This window comes from Paenibacillus sp. BSR1-1, from assembly GCF_030403775.1.
Classification (GTDB): Bacteria; Bacillota; Bacilli; order Bacillales; family Cytobacillaceae; genus Neobacillus.
In genome coordinates, this window is record NZ_JAQMWQ010000001.1 from 339610 (window position 1) to 358216 (window position 18607).

The 18607-nt window shown below is 37.7% G+C and carries 22 protein-coding genes; 7 read left to right on the top strand and 15 right to left on the bottom strand.

All coding sequences use genetic code 11. The features are described from left to right. Positions 1–62: 62 nt before the first annotated feature. Entirely contained in the window at positions 63–248 is a 186-nt protein-coding gene (locus tag PH210_RS01650) for a YlaF family protein (RefSeq protein ID WP_289982442.1), read from the top strand. A 130-nt stretch (positions 249–378) separates the two neighbouring features. Here PH210_RS01650 and PH210_RS01655 read toward each other — a convergent pair whose 3' ends face one another. Together PH210_RS01655 and PH210_RS01660 are read right to left on the bottom strand one after the other, a co-directional pair. Continuing rightward, positions 379–1179 carry an inositol monophosphatase family protein gene (locus PH210_RS01655; RefSeq protein WP_483312076.1) on the bottom strand — a complete coding sequence of 267 codons (801 nt, stop codon included), beginning with the start codon at positions 1177–1179 and terminating at the stop codon, positions 379–381. 210 nt (positions 1180–1389) lie between these two features. Beyond that, positions 1390–1584, bottom strand: a complete 195-nt coding sequence (locus PH210_RS01660; RefSeq protein WP_289982445.1) for a YkzI domain-containing protein — start codon at positions 1582–1584, stop codon at positions 1390–1392. Positions 1585–1763: 179 nt separating this feature from the next. Here PH210_RS01660 and PH210_RS01665 point away from each other — a divergent pair, with 179 nt between their 5' ends. Then, positions 1764–2399, top strand: a complete 636-nt coding sequence (locus PH210_RS01665; protein ID WP_483312070.1) for a YktB family protein — start codon at positions 1764–1766, stop codon at positions 2397–2399. Positions 2400–2436: 37 nt separating this feature from the next. On the opposite strand, the gene PH210_RS01670 is transcribed toward PH210_RS01665, so the two are convergent. Together PH210_RS01670 and PH210_RS01675 are read right to left on the bottom strand one after the other, a co-directional pair. Then, positions 2437–2709 (bottom strand): UPF0223 family protein, encoded by a 273-nt coding sequence (locus PH210_RS01670; RefSeq protein WP_289982446.1) that lies wholly within the window; start codon positions 2707–2709, stop codon positions 2437–2439. A 38-nt stretch (positions 2710–2747) separates the two neighbouring features. Further along, positions 2748–3707 carry an NAD(P)H-dependent flavin oxidoreductase gene (locus PH210_RS01675; protein ID WP_289982447.1) on the bottom strand — a complete coding sequence of 320 codons (960 nt, stop codon included), beginning with the start codon at positions 3705–3707 and terminating at the stop codon, positions 2748–2750. 184 nt (positions 3708–3891) lie between these two features. Here PH210_RS01675 and PH210_RS01680 point away from each other — a divergent pair, with 184 nt between their 5' ends. Then, the gene (locus tag PH210_RS01680; protein ID WP_289982448.1) at positions 3892–5364 is read left to right on the top strand and encodes an aminotransferase class I/II-fold pyridoxal phosphate-dependent enzyme; all 1473 of its coding nucleotides are present in this window, start codon (positions 3892–3894) and stop codon (positions 5362–5364) included. A 49-nt stretch (positions 5365–5413) separates the two neighbouring features. Here the strand turns inward: PH210_RS01680 and PH210_RS01685 are convergent, their stop codons facing one another. Both PH210_RS01685 and PH210_RS01690 read right to left on the bottom strand, forming a co-directional pair. Beyond that, the gene (locus tag PH210_RS01685; RefSeq protein WP_289982449.1) at positions 5414–5539 is read right to left on the bottom strand and encodes a GapA-binding peptide SR1P; all 126 of its coding nucleotides are present in this window, start codon (positions 5537–5539) and stop codon (positions 5414–5416) included. Positions 5540–5708: 169 nt separating this feature from the next. Further along, a complete protein-coding gene (locus tag PH210_RS01690) occupies positions 5709–6008 on the bottom strand; it encodes a DUF3055 domain-containing protein (RefSeq protein ID WP_289982450.1) in 300 nt (99 codons plus the stop codon). Positions 6009–6169: 161 nt separating this feature from the next. On the opposite strand from PH210_RS01690, the gene PH210_RS01695 reads away from it, so the two are divergent. Beyond that, positions 6170–6604, top strand: a complete 435-nt coding sequence (locus PH210_RS01695; protein WP_289982451.1) for a DUF1885 family protein — start codon at positions 6170–6172, stop codon at positions 6602–6604. Positions 6605–6634: 30 nt separating this feature from the next. On the opposite strand, the gene PH210_RS01700 is transcribed toward PH210_RS01695, so the two are convergent. The 6 genes from PH210_RS01700 to PH210_RS01725 form a co-directional block, all read right to left on the bottom strand. Beyond that, on the bottom strand, positions 6635–6877 hold the full coding sequence (locus PH210_RS01700; protein WP_289982453.1) for a hypothetical protein: 243 nt from the start codon (positions 6875–6877) through the stop codon (positions 6635–6637). 262 nt (positions 6878–7139) lie between these two features. Next, positions 7140–8555 (bottom strand): dihydrolipoyl dehydrogenase, encoded by a 1416-nt coding sequence (lpdA, locus tag PH210_RS01705; RefSeq protein WP_289982454.1) that lies wholly within the window; start codon positions 8553–8555, stop codon positions 7140–7142. Between the two features lie 3 nt (positions 8556–8558). Then, positions 8559–9881, bottom strand: a complete 1323-nt coding sequence (locus PH210_RS01710) for a dihydrolipoamide acetyltransferase family protein (RefSeq protein WP_289982966.1) — start codon at positions 9879–9881, stop codon at positions 8559–8561. A gap of 77 nt (positions 9882–9958) precedes the next feature. Then, positions 9959–10936 (bottom strand): alpha-ketoacid dehydrogenase subunit beta, encoded by a 978-nt coding sequence (locus PH210_RS01715; protein ID WP_289982456.1) that lies wholly within the window; start codon positions 10934–10936, stop codon positions 9959–9961. 3 nt (positions 10937–10939) lie between these two features. Next, the gene (gene pdhA, locus PH210_RS01720) at positions 10940–12055 is read right to left on the bottom strand and encodes a pyruvate dehydrogenase (acetyl-transferring) E1 component subunit alpha (RefSeq protein WP_289982457.1); all 1116 of its coding nucleotides are present in this window, start codon (positions 12053–12055) and stop codon (positions 10940–10942) included. A 378-nt stretch (positions 12056–12433) separates the two neighbouring features. Continuing rightward, positions 12434–13093 carry a YkyA family protein gene (locus PH210_RS01725; protein WP_289982459.1) on the bottom strand — a complete coding sequence of 220 codons (660 nt, stop codon included), beginning with the start codon at positions 13091–13093 and terminating at the stop codon, positions 12434–12436. A 158-nt stretch (positions 13094–13251) separates the two neighbouring features. On the opposite strand from PH210_RS01725, the gene def reads away from it, so the two are divergent. After that, entirely contained in the window at positions 13252–13806 is a 555-nt protein-coding gene (def, locus tag PH210_RS01730; RefSeq protein ID WP_289982461.1) for a peptide deformylase, read from the top strand. Between the two features lie 26 nt (positions 13807–13832). On the opposite strand, the gene PH210_RS01735 is transcribed toward def, so the two are convergent. Both PH210_RS01735 and PH210_RS01740 read right to left on the bottom strand, forming a co-directional pair. Further along, positions 13833–14603, bottom strand: a complete 771-nt coding sequence (locus tag PH210_RS01735; protein WP_289982464.1) for a Cof-type HAD-IIB family hydrolase — start codon at positions 14601–14603, stop codon at positions 13833–13835. Between the two features lie 26 nt (positions 14604–14629). Further along, a complete protein-coding gene (locus PH210_RS01740; protein ID WP_289982465.1) occupies positions 14630–15526 on the bottom strand; it encodes a DMT family transporter in 897 nt (298 codons plus the stop codon). A 494-nt stretch (positions 15527–16020) separates the two neighbouring features. On the opposite strand from PH210_RS01740, the gene PH210_RS01745 reads away from it, so the two are divergent. Both PH210_RS01745 and rnjA read left to right on the top strand, forming a co-directional pair. Continuing rightward, positions 16021–16230 carry a DNA-dependent RNA polymerase subunit epsilon gene (locus tag PH210_RS01745; RefSeq protein WP_223595187.1) on the top strand — a complete coding sequence of 70 codons (210 nt, stop codon included), beginning with the start codon at positions 16021–16023 and terminating at the stop codon, positions 16228–16230. 3 nt (positions 16231–16233) lie between these two features. Next, entirely contained in the window at positions 16234–17901 is a 1668-nt protein-coding gene (gene rnjA, locus PH210_RS01750; protein ID WP_289982471.1) for a ribonuclease J1, read from the top strand. Between the two features lie 37 nt (positions 17902–17938). On the opposite strand, the gene PH210_RS01755 is transcribed toward rnjA, so the two are convergent. Continuing rightward, complete coding sequence (locus PH210_RS01755) at positions 17939–18604, bottom strand: potassium channel family protein (RefSeq protein ID WP_289982473.1); 666 nt, start codon at positions 18602–18604, stop codon at positions 17939–17941. Between the last annotated feature and the right edge of the window lie 3 nt (positions 18605–18607).

The window sequence follows — 18607 nt, forward strand, 5'->3', positions numbered from 1 at the left end:
GTGGAAACCTAAAAGCATTTTATGTAGAATGAAAATAAATATAAATTTGAGGGGCAAAAATAATGAAAAACATTAAATGGTCATTACTAATTTACGCAATTTTAGCAGCAGCAAGCATTATGGGGATAGGCGTTGCCATAAGTGAAAAAAGCGTTCTTGGTATTATCGGCTGTATACTGGCTGTGATTGTTATAATGGGCCTAGGTTTTTCCACCAAAAAAAGAATGCGTGAAAACGGTAAGCTATAAGAAAAGCGCAAGCGCCTTGGTCAGCCCCGACAAGAAACCTCGAGGGGCTAGGCGCTGGAGCTGGACAATTCTCGAAAATGAAATATATATTCTTTTCAATTAAAAAAGAAGCCAATTGTTTTGGCTTCTTTTACCATCTTCCATCCTTTAAATATTCCTTCAGTATCGTCTGGTGAAGACCTGGTTTGGCAGCAAAAAGTGAGTCCTGGGTTAGAAAATCCAGCTTTTCTCCTCTTAAATTTGTAACAATCCCACCTAGTTCCTCGATTATAACTACCCCAGCAGCATAATCCCATGGCGATAACCTCATGGAAAGGTATGAATCCACTCTTCCCGTAGCCACGAACACCATTTCAAGGGCAGCTGTTCCATACGACCTTGTTCCTCTGGCAGCCCGTACTAATGGTATCATTAAATTATGATCGATTCGACGATTCTCCATTACCCATGTGGCATTCAAGGCAATTATCGATTCCTGTACAGTCGTTTCCTCCAGGCGAGGAATAGGGTTTTCATTTAAATAAGCCCCTTTCCCACTAAATGCATGATATAACTCATCATGCACCACATCATAAATAATCCCAATTTTTCCTACACCGTTTTCATACACTCCAAGGGAAATCGCGAAATTCCTTTGTTGATGGATAAAGTTCATCGTTCCATCAATTGGGTCAATTATCCAAACGATGCCTTCAAGACTTGTCAGTTTGTCTCCAAACCCCTCTTCCCCCATGATTTTATCCTCAGGATAAACCTCTTTTATTTTCGCAATAAAAAATTGTTCAATTTCCTTGTCCATATTCGTGACCAGGTCATTAGGGTTTGATTTTGTCTGAATATTTAAGGTTTTATCAAAGGAGGAACGGATCCTGTCACCAGCTTCTATTACCCATTCCTTTGCGTTGGCATAAATTCTTTCCCAATTCATGATTCCCCTCCAAATATAAATGGATTATTTTTCAAAATTCCTATGTAGTAGTATTTATAGCTTAATCAAAATAATCATCCATATCAACTTTTAGCCGACTTTTATTTATCGCTGAACAATAACAAACGAACTCCCCTCACTGTTTGGAGTTCGTTTTAGATAAGTAGTATATCAATCTTCATTCTAACTTGTTACCCCTTAGAAACCTCTCAATTAAAATGCTTTTAATCGTAATAATTCTTGGCGGATTTTTTCTAACTTTGTTTTGCATTCTTTCATTTTCTTTTCATTTTTTTCTTCAATCGCCTCAAATAATACTGCTAATTCATAATCCATTTCCAATCTTAAAACAGCGGTTCTTTCCTTATCACTTGCTTTTTTTAATGAAGTATTCATCAATTGTTTCACACTTCTCCTCCCCTTTCGAAGATTTTTCCCATTTTTCAGATTATTTTTTTTACTGTATAATATGAGTCAAATTGTTATCTTGCAACAAATATGTGCTCTAACCTAGAAAAGCTTCAAACTTCTTGTCTTTTCCCTGTTATGCTACAATATATGACAAATGGCTGGTTGGGGGTAAAGAAATGTTGAATTTCAAAGGATTTACGAATGAAGATTTTGATGTCTTTTTAATAGATGGTTTAGAGGCTCGAATGGAGGCACTAAAAGAAACAATTCGTCCTAAATTAGAGAACTTAGGTGAATATTTCGCTCCAACATTATCACAAATAACAGGGGATGAAATGTTTGTCCATGTTGCAAAGCATGCAAGAAGGACAATCAATCCGCCAAAGGATACATGGGTAGCCTTCGCAAATAATTCCCGCGGTTATAAGATGCTTCCTCATTTTCAAATAGGATTATGGAACACCCATTTATTCATTTGGTTTGCCGTTATTTATGAAGCTCCACAAAAAGAAGTGATTGGGGCAAGGCTTGCTAAAAAAATAAATAAATTTTTCAAAGAAACGCCAAAAGACTATGTATGGTCAGGAGATCATATGAAGCCTGATGTTTTTATACACGGGGATATGACAAAAAAGGATTTACAATCCCTATTTGACCGTTTTCAAAACATAAAAAAAGCAGAATTATTATGTGGGTATACGATTGGCAGAGAAAGCGTAATTGAAATGGGAGCAGATGGACTCTTACAAAAAATTGATGAAGTTTTTAATCAAGTAGCCCCGCTTTATAAAATTGCTCAAAACATAAAATAAGAAAAAGCTCCTGAACAAATTCGGGAGCTTCTCCTTTTTACCTCATTAATATTTGTTCTCCAGATGATGCTTCTTTTGCCTTTTTTATTGTCCGGTATGATGAATAGCCGCTTATTTCCTCAAATTCTCCACAAAGCGTTTTCTCCTGCGCTTTACTTGGGACAATTTCTTTAAAACGACGGTAAATCTTCATTACTTCATCGCGTTCAATTCCTTTTTCATAAGCCCTCTCAATTGCTTCAAAAAAGTTAATGACATCAACGATTTCATCAGTTGTCCAGTTATAATCAATCGGGTATTGGTACTCCATTTCTTCACCTCTTACTAATCATTCAAGAGTATCATACCTTATTTTCCCCAGTTGGCACGAATTTGTTCCGCATCATTAATGATTCTCTCGAATAGTTCTGCTACTGTTGGTACATCTTTAATAAGGCCCATTACCTGTCCAGCCCATGCGAATCCTTCATCAACAGTACCCTCATATATGTACCGTTTATTAGCCATACCACTAATAAAATCTTTTAACTTATCATAATCACCCTTATTTTTTTCAATTTCAATAATTTTTTCAGTCCAGCTGTTTGCTATCGCCCGGGCAGGTGCACCTAAGGAACGTTTAATCACCACCGTATCGGTTTCTGTTCCTGCTACCAGTGCTTGTTTATATACCTCATTTGCATGAACACATTCTTTTGTGGCAATAAACCTTGTTCCCATTTCAATTCCTTCCGCCCCTAAACTTAGTGCTGCCATCAACCCTCTGCCATCACCTATTCCCCCTGATGCAATAACCGGGATTGATACACTATCAACAACTTGTGGAATTAGCACCATTGTACCAATATCGTCACGGCCAAGATGCCCTCCGCCCTCCTGACCCACTACCATGACTGCATCGGCTCCAAGTTCTTCCGCTTTAACCGCCTGTCTTCTTGCGGCCACGAGTACGAGTGTTTTTATTGATGTTCCTTTTAATTGTTCAAAAATAGGAGCTGGATTGCCGCCTGTCATCGAAACAACCGGTACTTCTTCATCAATGGCTACCTGCAGCATGTCAGAGAATGGCCTGCCGTGCTGACCAATGGCAAAATTAACACCAAATGGATGATTAGTTAATTGCTTTACCTTCCTTATTTCTTCTCTCAGCTGCTCGGGACTAGCTAAAGACATCGCGGTTATTTGACCAAGGCCCCCGGCATTAGAAACCGCTGCCGCCAATTCAGAATAGGCTAAATAAGCAAGTCCCCCTTGAATAATGGGATAGCGAATGTTAAGAATATCTGTTACTCTTGTTTGCCACTTCAATTTAAATTCCTCCTAAAAATTTTCATACTTTCTTATTTCGTTCTAAAAGGGTAATTTTCCTGTTAAAAAGGAAAACTAAACAATAAATCTATGCAATGTAAACGATTAGTGCTATAATGCTTTTGTTTTATGTTTAATTAATGAGTAAATGAGTATTTTTTTGATAAAGAGGTGTGGTTATAAATTGTCGCAAAATCAAACACCGTTATTTAGCGGGTTATTAAAGCATGCAAAAAGAAATCCAATACAATTCCATATTCCCGGCCATAAAAAAGGGGCTGGAATTGATCCGGAATTTCGAAATTTTATCGGTGACAATGCCCTGTCTATTGACTTAATTAATATTGGACCGCTTGATGATTTGCATTCCCCAAAGGGTATGATTAAAGAGGCTCAAGATTTAGCCGCCAAAGCCTTTGGTGCGGATCATACTTTTTTCTCAGTACAAGGCACGAGCGGAGCTATCATGACAATGGTTATGGCAGTATGTGGTCCTGGAGAAAAAATCATCGTACCAAGAAACGTCCATAAATCCGTCATGTCAGCAATCGTTTTTTCTGGAGCAATTCCTGTATTTATTCATCCAGAAATCGATATAGAACTAGGTATCTCCCATGGAATAACAACTGATTCTGTTGAAAAGGCTCTCGAGCAGCACCCTGATGCAAAAGGGGTTCTCGTTATCAATCCAACCTACTTCGGCATCTCTGCTGATTTAAAGAAAATAGTTGAGATAGCCCATTCTTATAATGTTCCTGTCCTTGTTGATGAAGCACATGGCGTCCATATTCATTTCCATGATGATCTGCCGCTTTCTGCTATGCAGGCCGGTGCGGATATGGCAGCAACTAGTGTTCATAAGCTGGGCGGCTCAATGACACAAAGCTCCATCCTAAATGTAAAGGAAGGTCTTGTATCTGTTAAACATGTTCAATCCATTTTAAGCATGCTGACAACAACGTCAACATCCTATCTATTGCTTGCTTCACTTGACGTGGCAAGAAAGCAGTTAGCAACGAAAGGAAAAGAATTAATTGATAGGACGATTAGGCTAGCCCAGTCAATCCGAAAAAGAGTTAACGAAATTGACCATATATATTGCGTCGGCGAAGAAATATTGGGTTCAAAAGCCACCTATGATTTTGATCCAACTAAGTTGATTATTTCTGTTAAAGATTTAGGTTTAACCGGTTATGATGTTGAAAAATGGCTTAGAGAAAAACATAACATTGAAGTTGAACTATCAGACCTATATAATATCCTTTGCATCATTACATTAGGGGATACCGAGTATGAGGCAGATCTTCTAGTTGCTGCCTTAAAAGATTTAGCTGAAGAATGCGCACACCGTGCAGAAAAAGTAGAACCCCTAGAAGTCTTGCTTCCTGAGATCCCTGTGCTAGCATTAACACCAAGAGATGCCTTTTATGCGGATACGGAAGTTATTCCATTTGCCGAATCAGAAGGAAGGATCATTGCGGAATTTGTTATGGTCTACCCGCCTGGTATCCCAATTTTTATTCCTGGTGAAATTATTACAAAAGAAAACCTTTATTATATCAAGAAAAACTTGGAAGTTGGCCTTCCTGTTCAAGGACCAGAAGATGATGAACTGAAAATGATTCACGTTATTAAAGAATATAAAGCCATAAAATAAAAAGACAGGATTCCAATTACGGAATCCTGTTTTAATTTTATAAGAACAATTATTTTACTTCTTCGTGGCTATGCTGGTCTTCGCAGCAATTGCACTTTGAATAAAGCACTGTTACTTTTTCATCTTCAAAATGATCAATTGTAGAGTTACAAGTTTGGCATACAAGAGTTCCCATCTGTCCAATCCCCTTTTCATTAATTGAATGATCAATATTTTGAAAGCGTTTAAATATCCCTTAAGACAATAATAATATATCACATTTAATTTTTCAAGCCTAATTTGTATGTCACATTTAAAAAATAAGCATAAAAAAAGACCCCCTGAGGGCCCCTTTTTTTAAATCATTATTCATATTGGGTGACGAAGGGTGCAGCCGGTATTGCTTCATTAAAGAATTCAGCCAAATCAGATGCCTGTTGTTTGTCAGGGATACGGAATACGGTTTGAAGGTAATCAATATCTTCAATATCTTTGGGGTCGAGGAGAGTTGAACGGCCAGTTTGCATGCAGATGACAAGAGGTTTTCCGAAAAACATATTTGTGTAAATAATTCCAAAGTCATAACGGGTATGTTCAGTTGTAAAGCCGATAAACCTCACTTTTGCATTTTCGTGCTCATCATAGAGCTTATCAAATAACTCCATTTGACTCCTCCTTTTTATTTAAATATTTAGAATATTATTATAATTTATTTTTAGAAAAATGACAAGAAATCTTGGCATTTTATTTGTTATTGTTGTCATCACTTTTTGTTCAGTGCTAGAATAGAAGGGCATATATTAACGGATAGTGAGGGGGAATGATGATGGCTGAAAATGCATTTATTAAACTTGTGCCTTCATCTGCGAAACAAACTATATCTATTGAAGAAGTAAAGGAATTATTTCATTTTTATAAAGACATTACAGCTAAAACAGGTGATCAACTTAACTGGCAGTATGGAGAATCTGCTTTCCCTTATGAAATAAAGGAAACCGATGAAGGAAAAGGCTCCTGGTTTTATTTATATTCTGACAATGACCGTTACCGGGCTATTTTATTGGGGATAGACAAAGAAACCATTCGAGAGGAAAATGGTCAAGAACGAGAACAATCTTACATACAAGTGACCCTTCCTGAACAATCCACCTTCGGAGATAAAGGGAAGGCTAATGAATTTTGTAAATTCCTCGCAAAGAAGTTAAAAGGTGAACTGCATCTTTTTAATGAACGAGTAATGTATTATTATCCAAGGAAATAAACAATGAAAGCTCCCTTAAGGGGGCTTTTTTTAATGGATAAAAAGGGCCATTGTATAGTGAATGGAAGTATAAATAATTAGGCTTAAGGTTGTAATGAAGAGCGTTTTCCGAGCCGACCTTGTTACTTGATTGCCAATTAAATATGCTAAATAAAAAAATACAAAGAACATAATAACCTTATAAATTAGTTGATCATGTTTTGATAACCATTCAATAAAGGTATATCCACTCCAAATGATAAATTGCAGCATCATGACAATATAGACCCTCATATTTATCACCACTCAAAATGCATTTATCTATATACTTATTCGCTAAAAAAAAATAAAGTCCTTTCCCTTATGACAAGGAAAAGGACTTTATTTTACTGTATCAAACTTGCTTGTTAATTTCAGCTACAGGCGCTTCGCTTTCCGCGGGCGGGTCGAGGAGCCTCCTCGGCGCAAAGCGCCTGCGGTGTCTCCCCTGACCCGTACTCCCGCAGGAGTCTCGCGCCTTCCGCTCCAATTAACAAGGTTCCTTTTACAAGGTCTATTACTTCATAATATGGATTGGGCTTCCTAGTGCAACCTCAGCTGCTTCCATTGTTATTTCACCAAGAGTTGGATGCGCATGAATGGTCATAGCAAGGTCTTCAGCAGTCATTCCTGCTTCAATTGCCAGACCAAGCTCGGCAATCATATCTGACGCACTTGCACCAGCAATTTGTGCACCAATAACTAAACCGTCTTCTTTACGGGTAATTAATTTTAAGAAACCATCACTGCTGTCAAGAGATAGGGCACGGCCATTTGCTGCAAATGGAAATTTAGCAGAAATTACTTCAATGCCTTCCTCTTTTGCCTGTGATTCTGTGTATCCAACAGAAGCCAACTCTGGCTCAGAGAAAACAACGGCCGGAATTCCTAAATAATCAATTTCGGAAGGGTGGCCGGCAATCGCTTCAGCCGCAATTTTTGCTTCATAGGATGCCTTATGTGCTAGTTGAGGTCCAGCAACAACATCACCAATCGCATAGATATTACTAATATTTGTCCGGCATTGCTTGTCAATTTCAATAAGACCGCGGTCAGATAATTTTACACCAACTTGTTCAAGTCCCATTTCATCCGTGTTAGGACGACGCCCAACCATGACAAAAACGTAATCAGCTTCAATTTTCTTTTCTTCACCTTTTGTTTCAAAAGTGACAACCACACCCGTTTCAGTTTCTTCTACACCCTTTGCTAACGCTTTTGTATAGAATTCCGCGCCTTTTTTCTTCATGGTGCGCTTTACAAGTGCTGCCATTTGCTTATCAAATGTGCCAACACCTAGAATTTCCTCAGCACCTTCTAGTATTGTTACTTGACTGCCAAAGTTTGCATAAGCTCCACCGAGTTCAATTCCAATGACACCGCCGCCAATGACAACGATTTTTTCTGGAATTTCATTTAAATTTAAAGCACCCGTTGAGTTAAGAATACGTTTTGAATATTTAAATGCTGGCAGTTCAATAGGACGGGAGCCAGTTGCAATAATCGCATTCTTAAAGGTATATGTTTGAGCTGAATCTTCATTAATAACCCGTAGTGTATTGGCATCAACAAAATACGCTTCACCACGAACAATGTCAGCCTTATTTCCTTTTAATAGTCCTTCTACACCGCCAGTTAACTTATTCACGATTCCAGCTTTAAATTCTTGAACCTTTGTAAAATCAACTTTTACATTTTCAGCAGTAATACCAAAGCCTTCTGAATGTTTGGCTGTTTCATAACGATGTCCTGCTGCTATTAAAGCTTTAGAAGGAATACATCCTACATTCAGGCATACACCGCCGACATATTCTTTTTCAACTATCGTTACTTTTTGTCCCAGCTGAGCAGCACGAATGGCTGCAACATATCCTCCAGGACCTGCTCCAATGACTATAGTATCTGTTTCAATCGGGAAATCTCCAACTACCATTTATTACGCCTCCATTAACAATAGTTCAGGATCGTTCAACAATCGCTTGATGTGATTTAATGCATTCTGTGCAGTTGCACCGTCAATCATACGGTGATCGAAACTTAATGAAAGTGCCAATACCGGAGCAGCGACAATTTCACCGTCTCTTACAATTGGTTTTTCAGCAATTCTGCCTACACCCAAAATCGCTACTTCAGGATGGTTGATTACCGGAGTAAACCATTGTCCACCTGCAGAGCCAATATTGGAAATTGTACATGAAGCACCCTTCATTTCATTCGGTGCAAGCTTACCATCACGTGCTTTTGTAGCCAGTTCATTTATGTCATTAGAAATTGAGAAAACTGACTTTCGATCAGCATCTTTTACAACTGGAACTAATAAGCCTTTTTCTGTATCAGCAGCAATTCCAATATTGTAGTAATGCTTATGAATAATTTCACTTGTTGCATCATCTAGAGATGTATTAAGTGCAGGGAATTCACGTAGTGCACTTGTTAATGCTTTTACGATGTACGGCAAGAAAGTCAGCTTGATGCCTTTTGCAGCAGCAACTTCTTTGAATTTCTTACGATGTGATACTAGTTTTGTAACATCCACTTCATCCATTAAAGTTACATGTGGAGCAGTATGCTTGGAATTCACCATTGCTTTCGCAATTGCTTTACGAATTCCGCTCATTTTTTCACGAGTTTCAGGGTATTCTCCCTGTGGAATTGGAGCAGCTGCTTTTGGAGCTTCTGCTGCCTGAGTTTCTGCTTGAACAGGAGCTGCTAAGTCAGCTTGTGGTGCTGCTGCTTGTGCGCCGCCAGATAAGAATGCATCAATATCAGCTTTCATAATCCGGCCATTTTTTCCTGTTCCTGCAACTAAAGCAATTTCCACACCCTTATCGCGTGCATATTTTCGAACAGATGGCATCGCAATGATACGGCGGTTTGGATCAACTTCTGCCTGAGGCTGAGCAGCTACTGGTGCCTGAGCAGGAACAGCTTCTGTCTTTGCTTCTGGGGCAGGTGTTGGTGCTGCTGGTGCTGCCGGTGTTTCCGCCGGAGCAGGAGCTTCGTCACCATGATCGCCCTTAAATTGTAAATTTTCATATCCTGGTGCATCAAAGGTTACAAGGACCTGGCCAACAGTTGCTACAGTTCCCTCTCCAACTAATACTTCTAAAACAGTTCCTTCTACCGGCGAAGGTATTTCAACGACTGCTTTATCATTTTGGATTTCACAAAGAACATCATCTTCCTGAACTTTATCGCCTGGTTTGATGAACCATTTGACAATTTCACCTTCGTGAATACCCTCACCAATGTCAGGCATTTTAAATTGAAATGTGGTTGCGGTTGCGCTCACTTGGATTCATCCTCCTATTTTAATTAGATTTCTGTATAAAAGAATTAGAATGATAATACTTTTTTCGCTGTCTCAATAACGTCTTTATAATTTGGCAGCCAAACAGATTCTGCTTGAGAGAAAGGATAAATCGTATCCGCTGCAGCAACACGTAATACAGGAGCTTCTAAGCTTAAAATAGCTCGATCATTGATTTCGGCAACCACGTTTGCTGCTACCCCCGCTTGCTTTTGTGCTTCTTGAACTACAATTGCCCGTCCTGTTTTTTCAACTGACGCAATAATAGTGTCAATATCAAGCGGACTAATTGTTCTTAGGTCAATAACTTCGACGGAATGTCCCTCTTTTGCTAATTCGTCCGCTGCCTTTAATGATTCATGAACCATAGCTCCGTAGGTAATAATGGATAGGTCTGTACCTTCACGCTTAACATCAGCTTTCCCAAGAGGAATAGTATATTCTTCTTCAGGAACCTCTTGGCGGAATGCACGATATAATTTTAAATGCTCAAGGAAAATGACTGGGTCATTATCACGGATGGCAGACAACAATAATCCTTTAGCATCATATGGTGTAGATGGAACAACGACTTTTAAACCAGGAGTTTGTGCCATTAAACCTTCTAAACTGTCTGAATGAAGCTCAGGTGTATGAACACCCCCGCCAAATGGAGAACGAACAGTTATTGGCATATTATAGCGGCCGCCGGAACGGTAGCGCATACGAGACATTTGACCAGCAATGGAATCCATAACTTCAAAAACGAATCCAAAGAATTGAATTTCAGGTATTGGACGGAATCCAGTCAGAGCCAAACCAATCGCCAATCCTCCAATTCCCGATTCAGCAAGAGGGGTGTCAAACACACGGTCCTCTGTAAATTCTTTTTGTAAGCCTTCAGTTGCACGGAATACACCGCCGTTTACACCAACGTCTTCACCGAAAACCAATGTATTTGGATCATTCCGAAGCTCTGTACGCAGTGCATCGGTAATAGCTTGAATCATTGTCATTTGAGCCATGACTTACTTCGACTCCTTTGCTTTATAGATTTCATACTGTTCTTTCAAGTTAGAAGGCATTTCTTCAAACATGTTGGACATAAGGTCAGTAACCTTTTGCTTTGGTGCAGCATCCGCTTTTTTGATTGCCTCTTTAATATCTTCTTTTGCTTGTTCGATTACTTGATTTTCCTTCTCCTCATTCCATAAACCTTTCTTTTCAAGGAACTTACGGAAACGTACTAAAGGATCTTTCTTTTCCCATTCGTTATCAAGATCAGCCGTACGATAACGGGTAGGATCGTCACCTGCCATAGTATGTGGACCATATCTGTAAGTTAAAGTTTCGATTAATGTTGGCCCTTCACCGTTGACAGCACGTTCACGCGCATCACGAACTGCTGCATAGACAGCTAATGGATCCATTCCGTCTACTTGAATGCCAGGGATACCTGCCGCAACCGCTTTTTGAGCAATTGTTTTTGCAGCTGATTGTTTTTCAACAGGAGTCGAAATCGCAAAACGATTATTTTGCACAATAAAAATCGCTGGTGCTTTAAACGCCCCTGCAAAGTTAATTCCTTCATAGAAATCCCCTTGAGATGCACCGCCGTCACCTGTGTAGGTAATAGCAACAGCTTTCTTGCCGCTCTTTTTATACCCTAAGGCAACTCCTGCAGCTTGAATATACTGTGCACCAATAATAATTTGTGGTGATAGGATATTTACACCCTCAGGAATTTGGTTACCTTGGAAGTGTCCGCGTGAGAATAAAAATGCTTGATATAAAGGCAGTCCATGCCAAATTAATTGTGGTACATCACGGTACCCAGGTAATATAAAATCTTCTTTTTCAAGAGCAAATTGAGAAGCTAATTGTGATGCCTCCTGCCCTGCAGTTGGTGCATAAAATCCTAGTCTGCCTTGACGGTTTAAGGAAATTGAACGTTGATCTAGGATACGTGTATAAACCATACGGCGCATAAGTTCCTGAAGCTGGTCATCCGTTAGTTCCGGCATTGCAGCTTCGTTAACAACTTCGCCTTCTTCATTTAAAATTTGAAGAGTTTCAAATTGATTTTCGACAGCCTCAAGTGCGTTCTTCGCATTGAGCTCTGCATTCTTAAGTTTTGAAGCCATTTGATCACATCTTCCTTTCTAATCAAAAGATAAAATAAAAATAAAATCCACTAAGTTAGATTACCCCAAAAACACGAATAAAAGCCTGATGTGCATTTTACATCATTTTTTTATTCTCTAACATCTTATTCTGTATTAGTTTTTTATGTAACTACAATGATACAACAACTCAACCCATATTCGAGTTTACACCATTCATTTAAACGCGTCAAATCCTTTGCATAATAATTTTTCACCATAAAGATAATGCTAATTACAATCGTTCCAACCACAACTGTACTAATATATTTTTATTACTGTTATATAAAATTCCACCATTTTGAACTGTGTTATAATATAGAAAAAAATCGGCCATGGCCGATTTAAAGAATGAAAAGGTTATTTTGTTATTAATTCTGCCTTTTTATAAAAGGCAAGTTTCTTGTCATTATATTGTTCCGTTAACTTATTAAAATTTTCATTGGCCTCAAAAACTTTTTTATAAGAATCATTTAGCTTTACTACCTGCCCTTCTAAATCTTCGAGCTGCAGGTTCTTATTCTTAAACATTTCATACAATTGCTGGTCATTTTTTAATGCCTCCGTATAGGCAGTGTAAAGCACATCATGGGCCTGGTACCTTTCCATCATAATATCATAAAGTTCATTTGCTAATTTTTTTAGTGACGGATCATCAAGCTGTTCTTTTGTTACAGCTATTTTTTTAAATTCTTTTTCAGATTCCTTAATGCTTTTTGTTTCTTTTTCCATATGCTCTTGACGTTGAGCTGCGAGGTCCAGCGCTTCATCTGAAAGCTTAACTATCTCGTCATATTCCTTCATTCCAAGACCGATTATTTGGTCATATAAACCTTTTTCTTTCTTCTCTAATGTTACAAGTGGTTCTTGCTGCTCTTCGAATACCTTTTCTTTAGCTGCCACATTTTCTAGAGTTTCATACATTTTTTCGAGTGAAGACTTTTTATTATTACATCCAGTTAAAATTACAAAGGCAGCTAAAAAAAATAAAACTAACCTTTTTTTTCTGGTAAAAAACATTTATGAACCTCCTATCTATAACATTTCTTACTATATCTGTACTTTATTGGTTTGACAATATACATAGATGTTTTTGGTAATCAATTGTTAACATTTTATACATTGTTTGATAGACTATTGTTGCACTTAATTACATTTAAATTCAGGAGTGAATGTTCATGTTAACGATGGAGGATATCATTCGGGATGGCCATCCTACTCTTAGAAAAGTGGCTGCAGAAGTACAAATGCCGCCATCAGAAGAGGATACACAAATTTTACGAAGCTTATTAGAATACGTAATTAACAGCCAAAATCCCGAAATCGCGTACCAATATGGCCTGCGTCCAGGAATTGGGTTAGCTGCCCCTCAGATTAATGTATCTAAACGAATGATTGCGGTCCATTTAACGGATGAAAAGGGGGTTCATTACAGTTATGCCTTGTTTAATCCGAAAATTATCAGTCACTCTGTAGAAATGGCTTATTTAACTTCAGGTGAAGGCTGTCTTTCCGTGGACGAAGCCATACCAGGTTATGTTCCGAGATATGCGCGAATCACAGTTAAAGGAATAAACCTTAATGGCGAAGAGGTAAAGCTTCGTTTAAAAGGTCTGCCTGCTATTTGCTTTCAACATGAAATTGATCATTTAAATGGTGTCATGTTTTATGATCATATTGATAAACAAGAACCATTAAAAGAGATCCAAGGAGCAATCCCAATCGAAAGATAAAGAAACTCGCCAAATGGCGAGTTTTTTTAAATGAGCTGCAATTCTTTTAATCCATTCCAAATACCATTGTTGGAGACATCAGTTGTGATTAAGTCGGCATGTTGTTTTGCTTCTGGAACACCATTGCCCATCGCTACACCTGTCCCTACTTCCTTCAGCATTTCTAAATCGTTTAAGCCATCGCCAAAAGCATATACATCCTTTAGTTCAAACCCTAGTTGATCAATCATTTTTTTAATGCCTTCGGCTTTTGAGCCGCCTTTTGGCAGGATATCAACAGAATAAGGATGCCATCTAATAAAATCAAAATCTGGGAATGCATCTAAGTAAATATGTTCATCTTGGCTCTCACAAAAAAGCAGCGACTGATACAATTTTCGATTCACATAAAAATGCGAATCCTCGTCCGGATGTAAAAAATTTAGGCTTCCTAAACTAGTTTCAATGAATGGATGATGTTTTACACTCGACTTCATCGTTTTTTCTGTCATAAATACTAAAGGGTGCTTATTGATTTGTGCTTTTTGATAAAGTTTTTCCATCCCGCTTTCATTCAATGGATTCTCGTATATCGCCTTTTTTTCAAAGACCACATATTGACCATTGAAGCTTACAAAGGAATCTATATCAAGCTCCTCACGCAGCCCTTCGAACATGAAAGGAGCCCTTCCTGTAGCAATTGCGACAAAAACTCCATTTTCCTTTAGTAATTGAATGGCATTTTTCGTGCTGATCGGAAGTTTCTTTTCATGATCAAGTAATGTCCCATCGATATCAAAAAAGACAATTTTTTTCATATTCCATATCTCCTTTAATCAAACACTTATGCTGCATGTGTAACACTTGATTTATCTTTTGGTTTGATAGAGGCAATATAAACGCCAATAAAAATCACTGCTAAGCCAATAATCATTGATAAGTGAATATTCTCTTTTAAAAGCATTGCTCCCCAAAAAACAGCAGAAATTGGTACTAGATAGGTAACAAGTGAAGCAAATTCAGGACTTCCCTTTTTAACCAGATAATAAAACAATAAATAAGCGATCCCCGAACCAAGTGCCCCTAGGCCAATAAAAGGGCCCACCGTTTCTGTAGTAATAAAAGAAGAAATAAATCTTGGATTAGTAGACCAAACAATAATAAAGCCCATTATAGTGGAAATTAATAGCGTAAAGAATGAAGTTTCCAACACCGATAATTCGGTTAAATGTTTTTTTGTTAAGTGTGATGCCAATCCATAACAAAAAGTGGCACCGGTCATTAGCAAAATCCCAGTTAAATTACCTGAATAGAGATCACCTAATTTGACATCAGATAAAATAAAAATCCCTATAAAGCCAACGAAAATTCCAATCCATTGACTTTTCCTTAACGAAGAAGAAAAGAAGATAAAACCAATAATTAATGTCCAAATTGGTGTTGTTGCATTAATAATTGAGGCCATACTTGAGGTGAGCTTCGTTTCACTTGAACAAATTAACAACCATGGAAGCACGTTATTTGTCATGGCAATCAGGATCAGCTTAAACCAAGGTAGTTTCTTAAGGATTATTTTTTTCTTTTGCACAATAATGATAGCAAAAAGGATTATCGTTCCAAAAAGGCAACGGCCAAATACAATTGAAGCAGGTCCCATAGAAGTTAATAGAACTTTAATAAATAAAAAGGATGTGCCCCAAATAAGGCTTAATCCAATCAAAGCAGTAAATAATTTCCCCATTCCCCTTAATTCCTTTTCCTTTTATCTCTTTTATTTATTCCTTAAAAACACTAAACCTTCTCAGAGTAAATGTCAATTTGTTTCAACTTTAGCAATTCCATGTTTAACCATGAAAGAATCAGCATTTTCATCATATAATAATAGTAAAAAAAACTATCATTTAAAAAAATTTCAATTATCTGCCATAGCTTGCTTTACTTTGGACAAGGAATGTTTAAAATAAGAATTAAGGAGATGATCCACTATGTTAAAGAAGCTAAGAAAAAAGCTTTTAAAACAGTGGAAAGATTTGCTGCGAAAAAAATCCATTGCCTAAATTTTTTTTGAGCCCTTCTAACTTGCGAAGGGCTCCTTCATTATTGTAAATTGTAAAAACAGATTCTTTTATTACATACTTTTCATAATAGTCCATTGCTTTCTAAGAAAATAATGAAAAAGATGAAAATGTTTTATATAATAGAAAAAGTTATGATTTAGTGAGGAGCGATTTTGTTATGCTATTTAAAGTTTACTACCAGGAAAGCATTAAAGAAGTCCCAGTCAGAGAGAATACAAAAACTCTCTATATTGAGGGAGAATCCGTACGTGACGTTCGTACAAAAATTGCCGACCGCGGCTATAATGTTGAATTTGTACAAGAAGTTAAAGGCGCCTATTTAGAATATGAAAAACAAAATGAAGATTTTAAAGTATTGGAGATATAATTTATGAAATTTGTTAAAAATGATCAAACTGCTGTTTTTGCCCTGGGAGGTTTAGGGGAAATTGGCAAAAACACATATGCAGTTCAATTCCAGGATGAGATTATTTTAATTGATGCTGGAATCAAATTCCCTGAGGATGAACTATTAGGTATTGATTATGTCATTCCTGATTATACCTATTTAGTTAAAAATGAAGAAAAAATTAAGGGGTTATTCGTTACACACGGGCACGAAGACCACATCGGCGGTATTCCTTATTTATTAAGAGAAGTCAATATCCCTATTTATGGAGGAAAACTGGCACTCGGTTTAATTAAAAATAAATTGGAAGAGCATGGTTTATTAAGGAATGCCAAATTAATTGAGATAAAAGAAGATGATGTGATTAAGTTCCGAAAAACATCGGTGACATTTTTCCGAACTACTCACAGCATTCCTGACTCCTATGGTATTGTAGTTAAAACTCCTCCGGGTCAAATCGTTCATACAGGGGACTTTAAATTTGATTTTACTCCTGTGGGTGAACCTGCTAATTTAACGAAAATGGCCGAAATTGGAAAAGAAGGTGTACTTTGTCTACTTTCTGACAGTACAAATAGTGAAATTCCGGATTTTACAATGTCTGAGCGCAGGGTTGGAGAAAGCATTCAAGATATCTTCCGAAAAGTCGATGGCCGAATTATTTTTGCAACGTTTGCTTCGAATATTCATAGACTGCAGCAAGTTGTCGAGGCAGCTGTAGAAAATGACAGAAAAGTAGCTGTATTTGGTCGAAGCATGGAAGCAGCCATTAATATAGGCCTTGAATTAGGATATATTAATGCTCCAAAAGAAACATTTATTGAAGCTAATCAAATTAATCGCTTACCTGCCGATAAAGTTACTATTCTTTGTACCGGCAGCCAAGGTGAACCAATGGCAGCTCTATCAAGAATTGCAAATGGCACACACAGACAAATTCAAATAATACCTGGGGATACTGTTGTTTTTTCATCATCACCTATTCCTGGTAACACAATAAGTGTCAGCCGAACAATTAACATGTTGTATAGAGCCGGTGCGGACGTCATTCACGGAAAACTAAGTAATATTCATACCTCTGGACATGGTGGACAAGAGGAACAAAAATTGATGCTGCGGCTAATTAAACCTAAATTCTTTATGCCAATACACGGTGAATACCGGATGCAGCGCATGCACGCAAAACTTGCAGTAGACTGTGGTGTTGATGAGGAAAATTGCTTCATTATGGACAATGGTGAAGTACTAGCACTCTCGGAAAACTCAGCACAGGTAGCCGGAAAAATTCCATCAGGATCTGTCTACATTGACGGCAGTGGTGTCGGGGATATTGGAAATATCGTCTTACGTGATCGACGAATTCTTTCTGAGGAAGGGTTAGTTGTTGTGGTTGTCAGCATTAATATGAAGGAATTCAAAATTGCTTCTGGACCAGACCTGATTTCTCGCGGATTTGTTTATATGAGAGAATCTGGTGATTTAATCAATGATGCACAAAATTTAATTACAAAGCATTTAAATAAGGTTATGGAGCGAAAGACAAGTCAGTGGTCAGAAATTAAAAATGAAATTACTGATACATTAGCACCTTTCCTTTATGAAAAAACAAAACGTCGCCCAATGATTTTACCTATCATTATGGAAGTTTAATATTAACAAAGCGTAAGCACCTTTTGGTGCTTACGCTTTACTTTATTCCAATACCTTTTTTTTCAAACCTGCTGATGTCGTTAGTGTTTCCAATTACTATTAACACATCTCTAGTTTGAATCGTTTCTTTCGCCTGAGGAGAAACAATGATTTCTTCACCTCTTTTTATCGCCACGATATTTAAACCATACTTTTTACGAACATCCAAATCCATGATTGTATTGCCGCCAAGTTTTCCATTTGCCACTATTTCAACAATGCTATGGTCATCTGAGAGCTGGAGATAATCAACCACATTGCTGGATGACATATTAATAGCAATCCTTTTTCCCATATCTCTTTCAGGATGCACAACATGATCCGCCCCAATCTTTCGCAGAACCTTTTCATGATAATCATTTTGTGCTTTGGAAGTAATTTGGCCGACTCCTAATTCCTTTAAAATTAGCGTTGTTAAAATACTCGATTGAATATCATCGCCAATCGCTACAATCACATGATCAAAATTGCGAATCCCTAAACTCTTCAAGACGTTTTCGTCTGTTGAATCTCCCACAACAGTATGGGAGGCAATCATGGAATATTCATTAACACGCTCTTCATTAACATCAATTGCTAAAACTTCCATTCCCTCATCTGTCAGTGTACGGCAAATACTGCCTCCAAAACGGCCCAATCCAATGACCGCAAAGCTTTTCTTCACAAA

Coding starts and splice junctions, on each gene's coding strand:
- PH210_RS01695 (WP_289982451.1), top strand. CDS start 6,170: ATGGCTGAAAATGCATTTATTAAACTTGTGCCTTCATCTGCGAAACAA.
- PH210_RS01700 (WP_289982453.1), bottom strand. CDS start 6,877: ATGAGGGTCTATATTGTCATGATGCTGCAATTTATCATTTGGAGTGGA.
- PH210_RS01745 (WP_223595187.1), top strand. CDS start 16,021: ATGCTATTTAAAGTTTACTACCAGGAAAGCATTAAAGAAGTCCCAGTC.
- PH210_RS01710 (WP_289982966.1), bottom strand. CDS start 9,881: ATGCCTGACATTGGTGAGGGTATTCACGAAGGTGAAATTGTCAAATGG.
- pdhA (WP_289982457.1), bottom strand. CDS start 12,055: ATGGCTTCAAAACTTAAGAATGCAGAGCTCAATGCGAAGAACGCACTT.
- PH210_RS01665 (WP_483312070.1), top strand. CDS start 1,764: ATGTTGAATTTCAAAGGATTTACGAATGAAGATTTTGATGTCTTTTTA.
- PH210_RS01685 (WP_289982449.1), bottom strand. CDS start 5,539: ATGGGAACTCTTGTATGCCAAACTTGTAACTCTACAATTGATCATTTT.
- PH210_RS01650 (WP_289982442.1), top strand. CDS start 63: ATGAAAAACATTAAATGGTCATTACTAATTTACGCAATTTTAGCAGCA.
- PH210_RS01740 (WP_289982465.1), bottom strand. CDS start 15,526: ATGGGGAAATTATTTACTGCTTTGATTGGATTAAGCCTTATTTGGGGC.
- PH210_RS01725 (WP_289982459.1), bottom strand. CDS start 13,093: ATGTTTTTTACCAGAAAAAAAAGGTTAGTTTTATTTTTTTTAGCTGCC.
- lpdA (WP_289982454.1), bottom strand. CDS start 8,555: ATGGTAGTTGGAGATTTCCCGATTGAAACAGATACTATAGTCATTGGA.
- def (WP_289982461.1), top strand. CDS start 13,252: ATGTTAACGATGGAGGATATCATTCGGGATGGCCATCCTACTCTTAGA.
- PH210_RS01735 (WP_289982464.1), bottom strand. CDS start 14,603: ATGAAAAAAATTGTCTTTTTTGATATCGATGGGACATTACTTGATCAT.
- PH210_RS01690 (WP_289982450.1), bottom strand. CDS start 6,008: ATGGAGTTATTTGATAAGCTCTATGATGAGCACGAAAATGCAAAAGTG.
- rnjA (WP_289982471.1), top strand. CDS start 16,234: ATGAAATTTGTTAAAAATGATCAAACTGCTGTTTTTGCCCTGGGAGGT.
- PH210_RS01715 (WP_289982456.1), bottom strand. CDS start 10,936: ATGGCTCAAATGACAATGATTCAAGCTATTACCGATGCACTGCGTACA.
- PH210_RS01670 (WP_289982446.1), bottom strand. CDS start 2,709: ATGGAGTACCAATACCCGATTGATTATAACTGGACAACTGATGAAATC.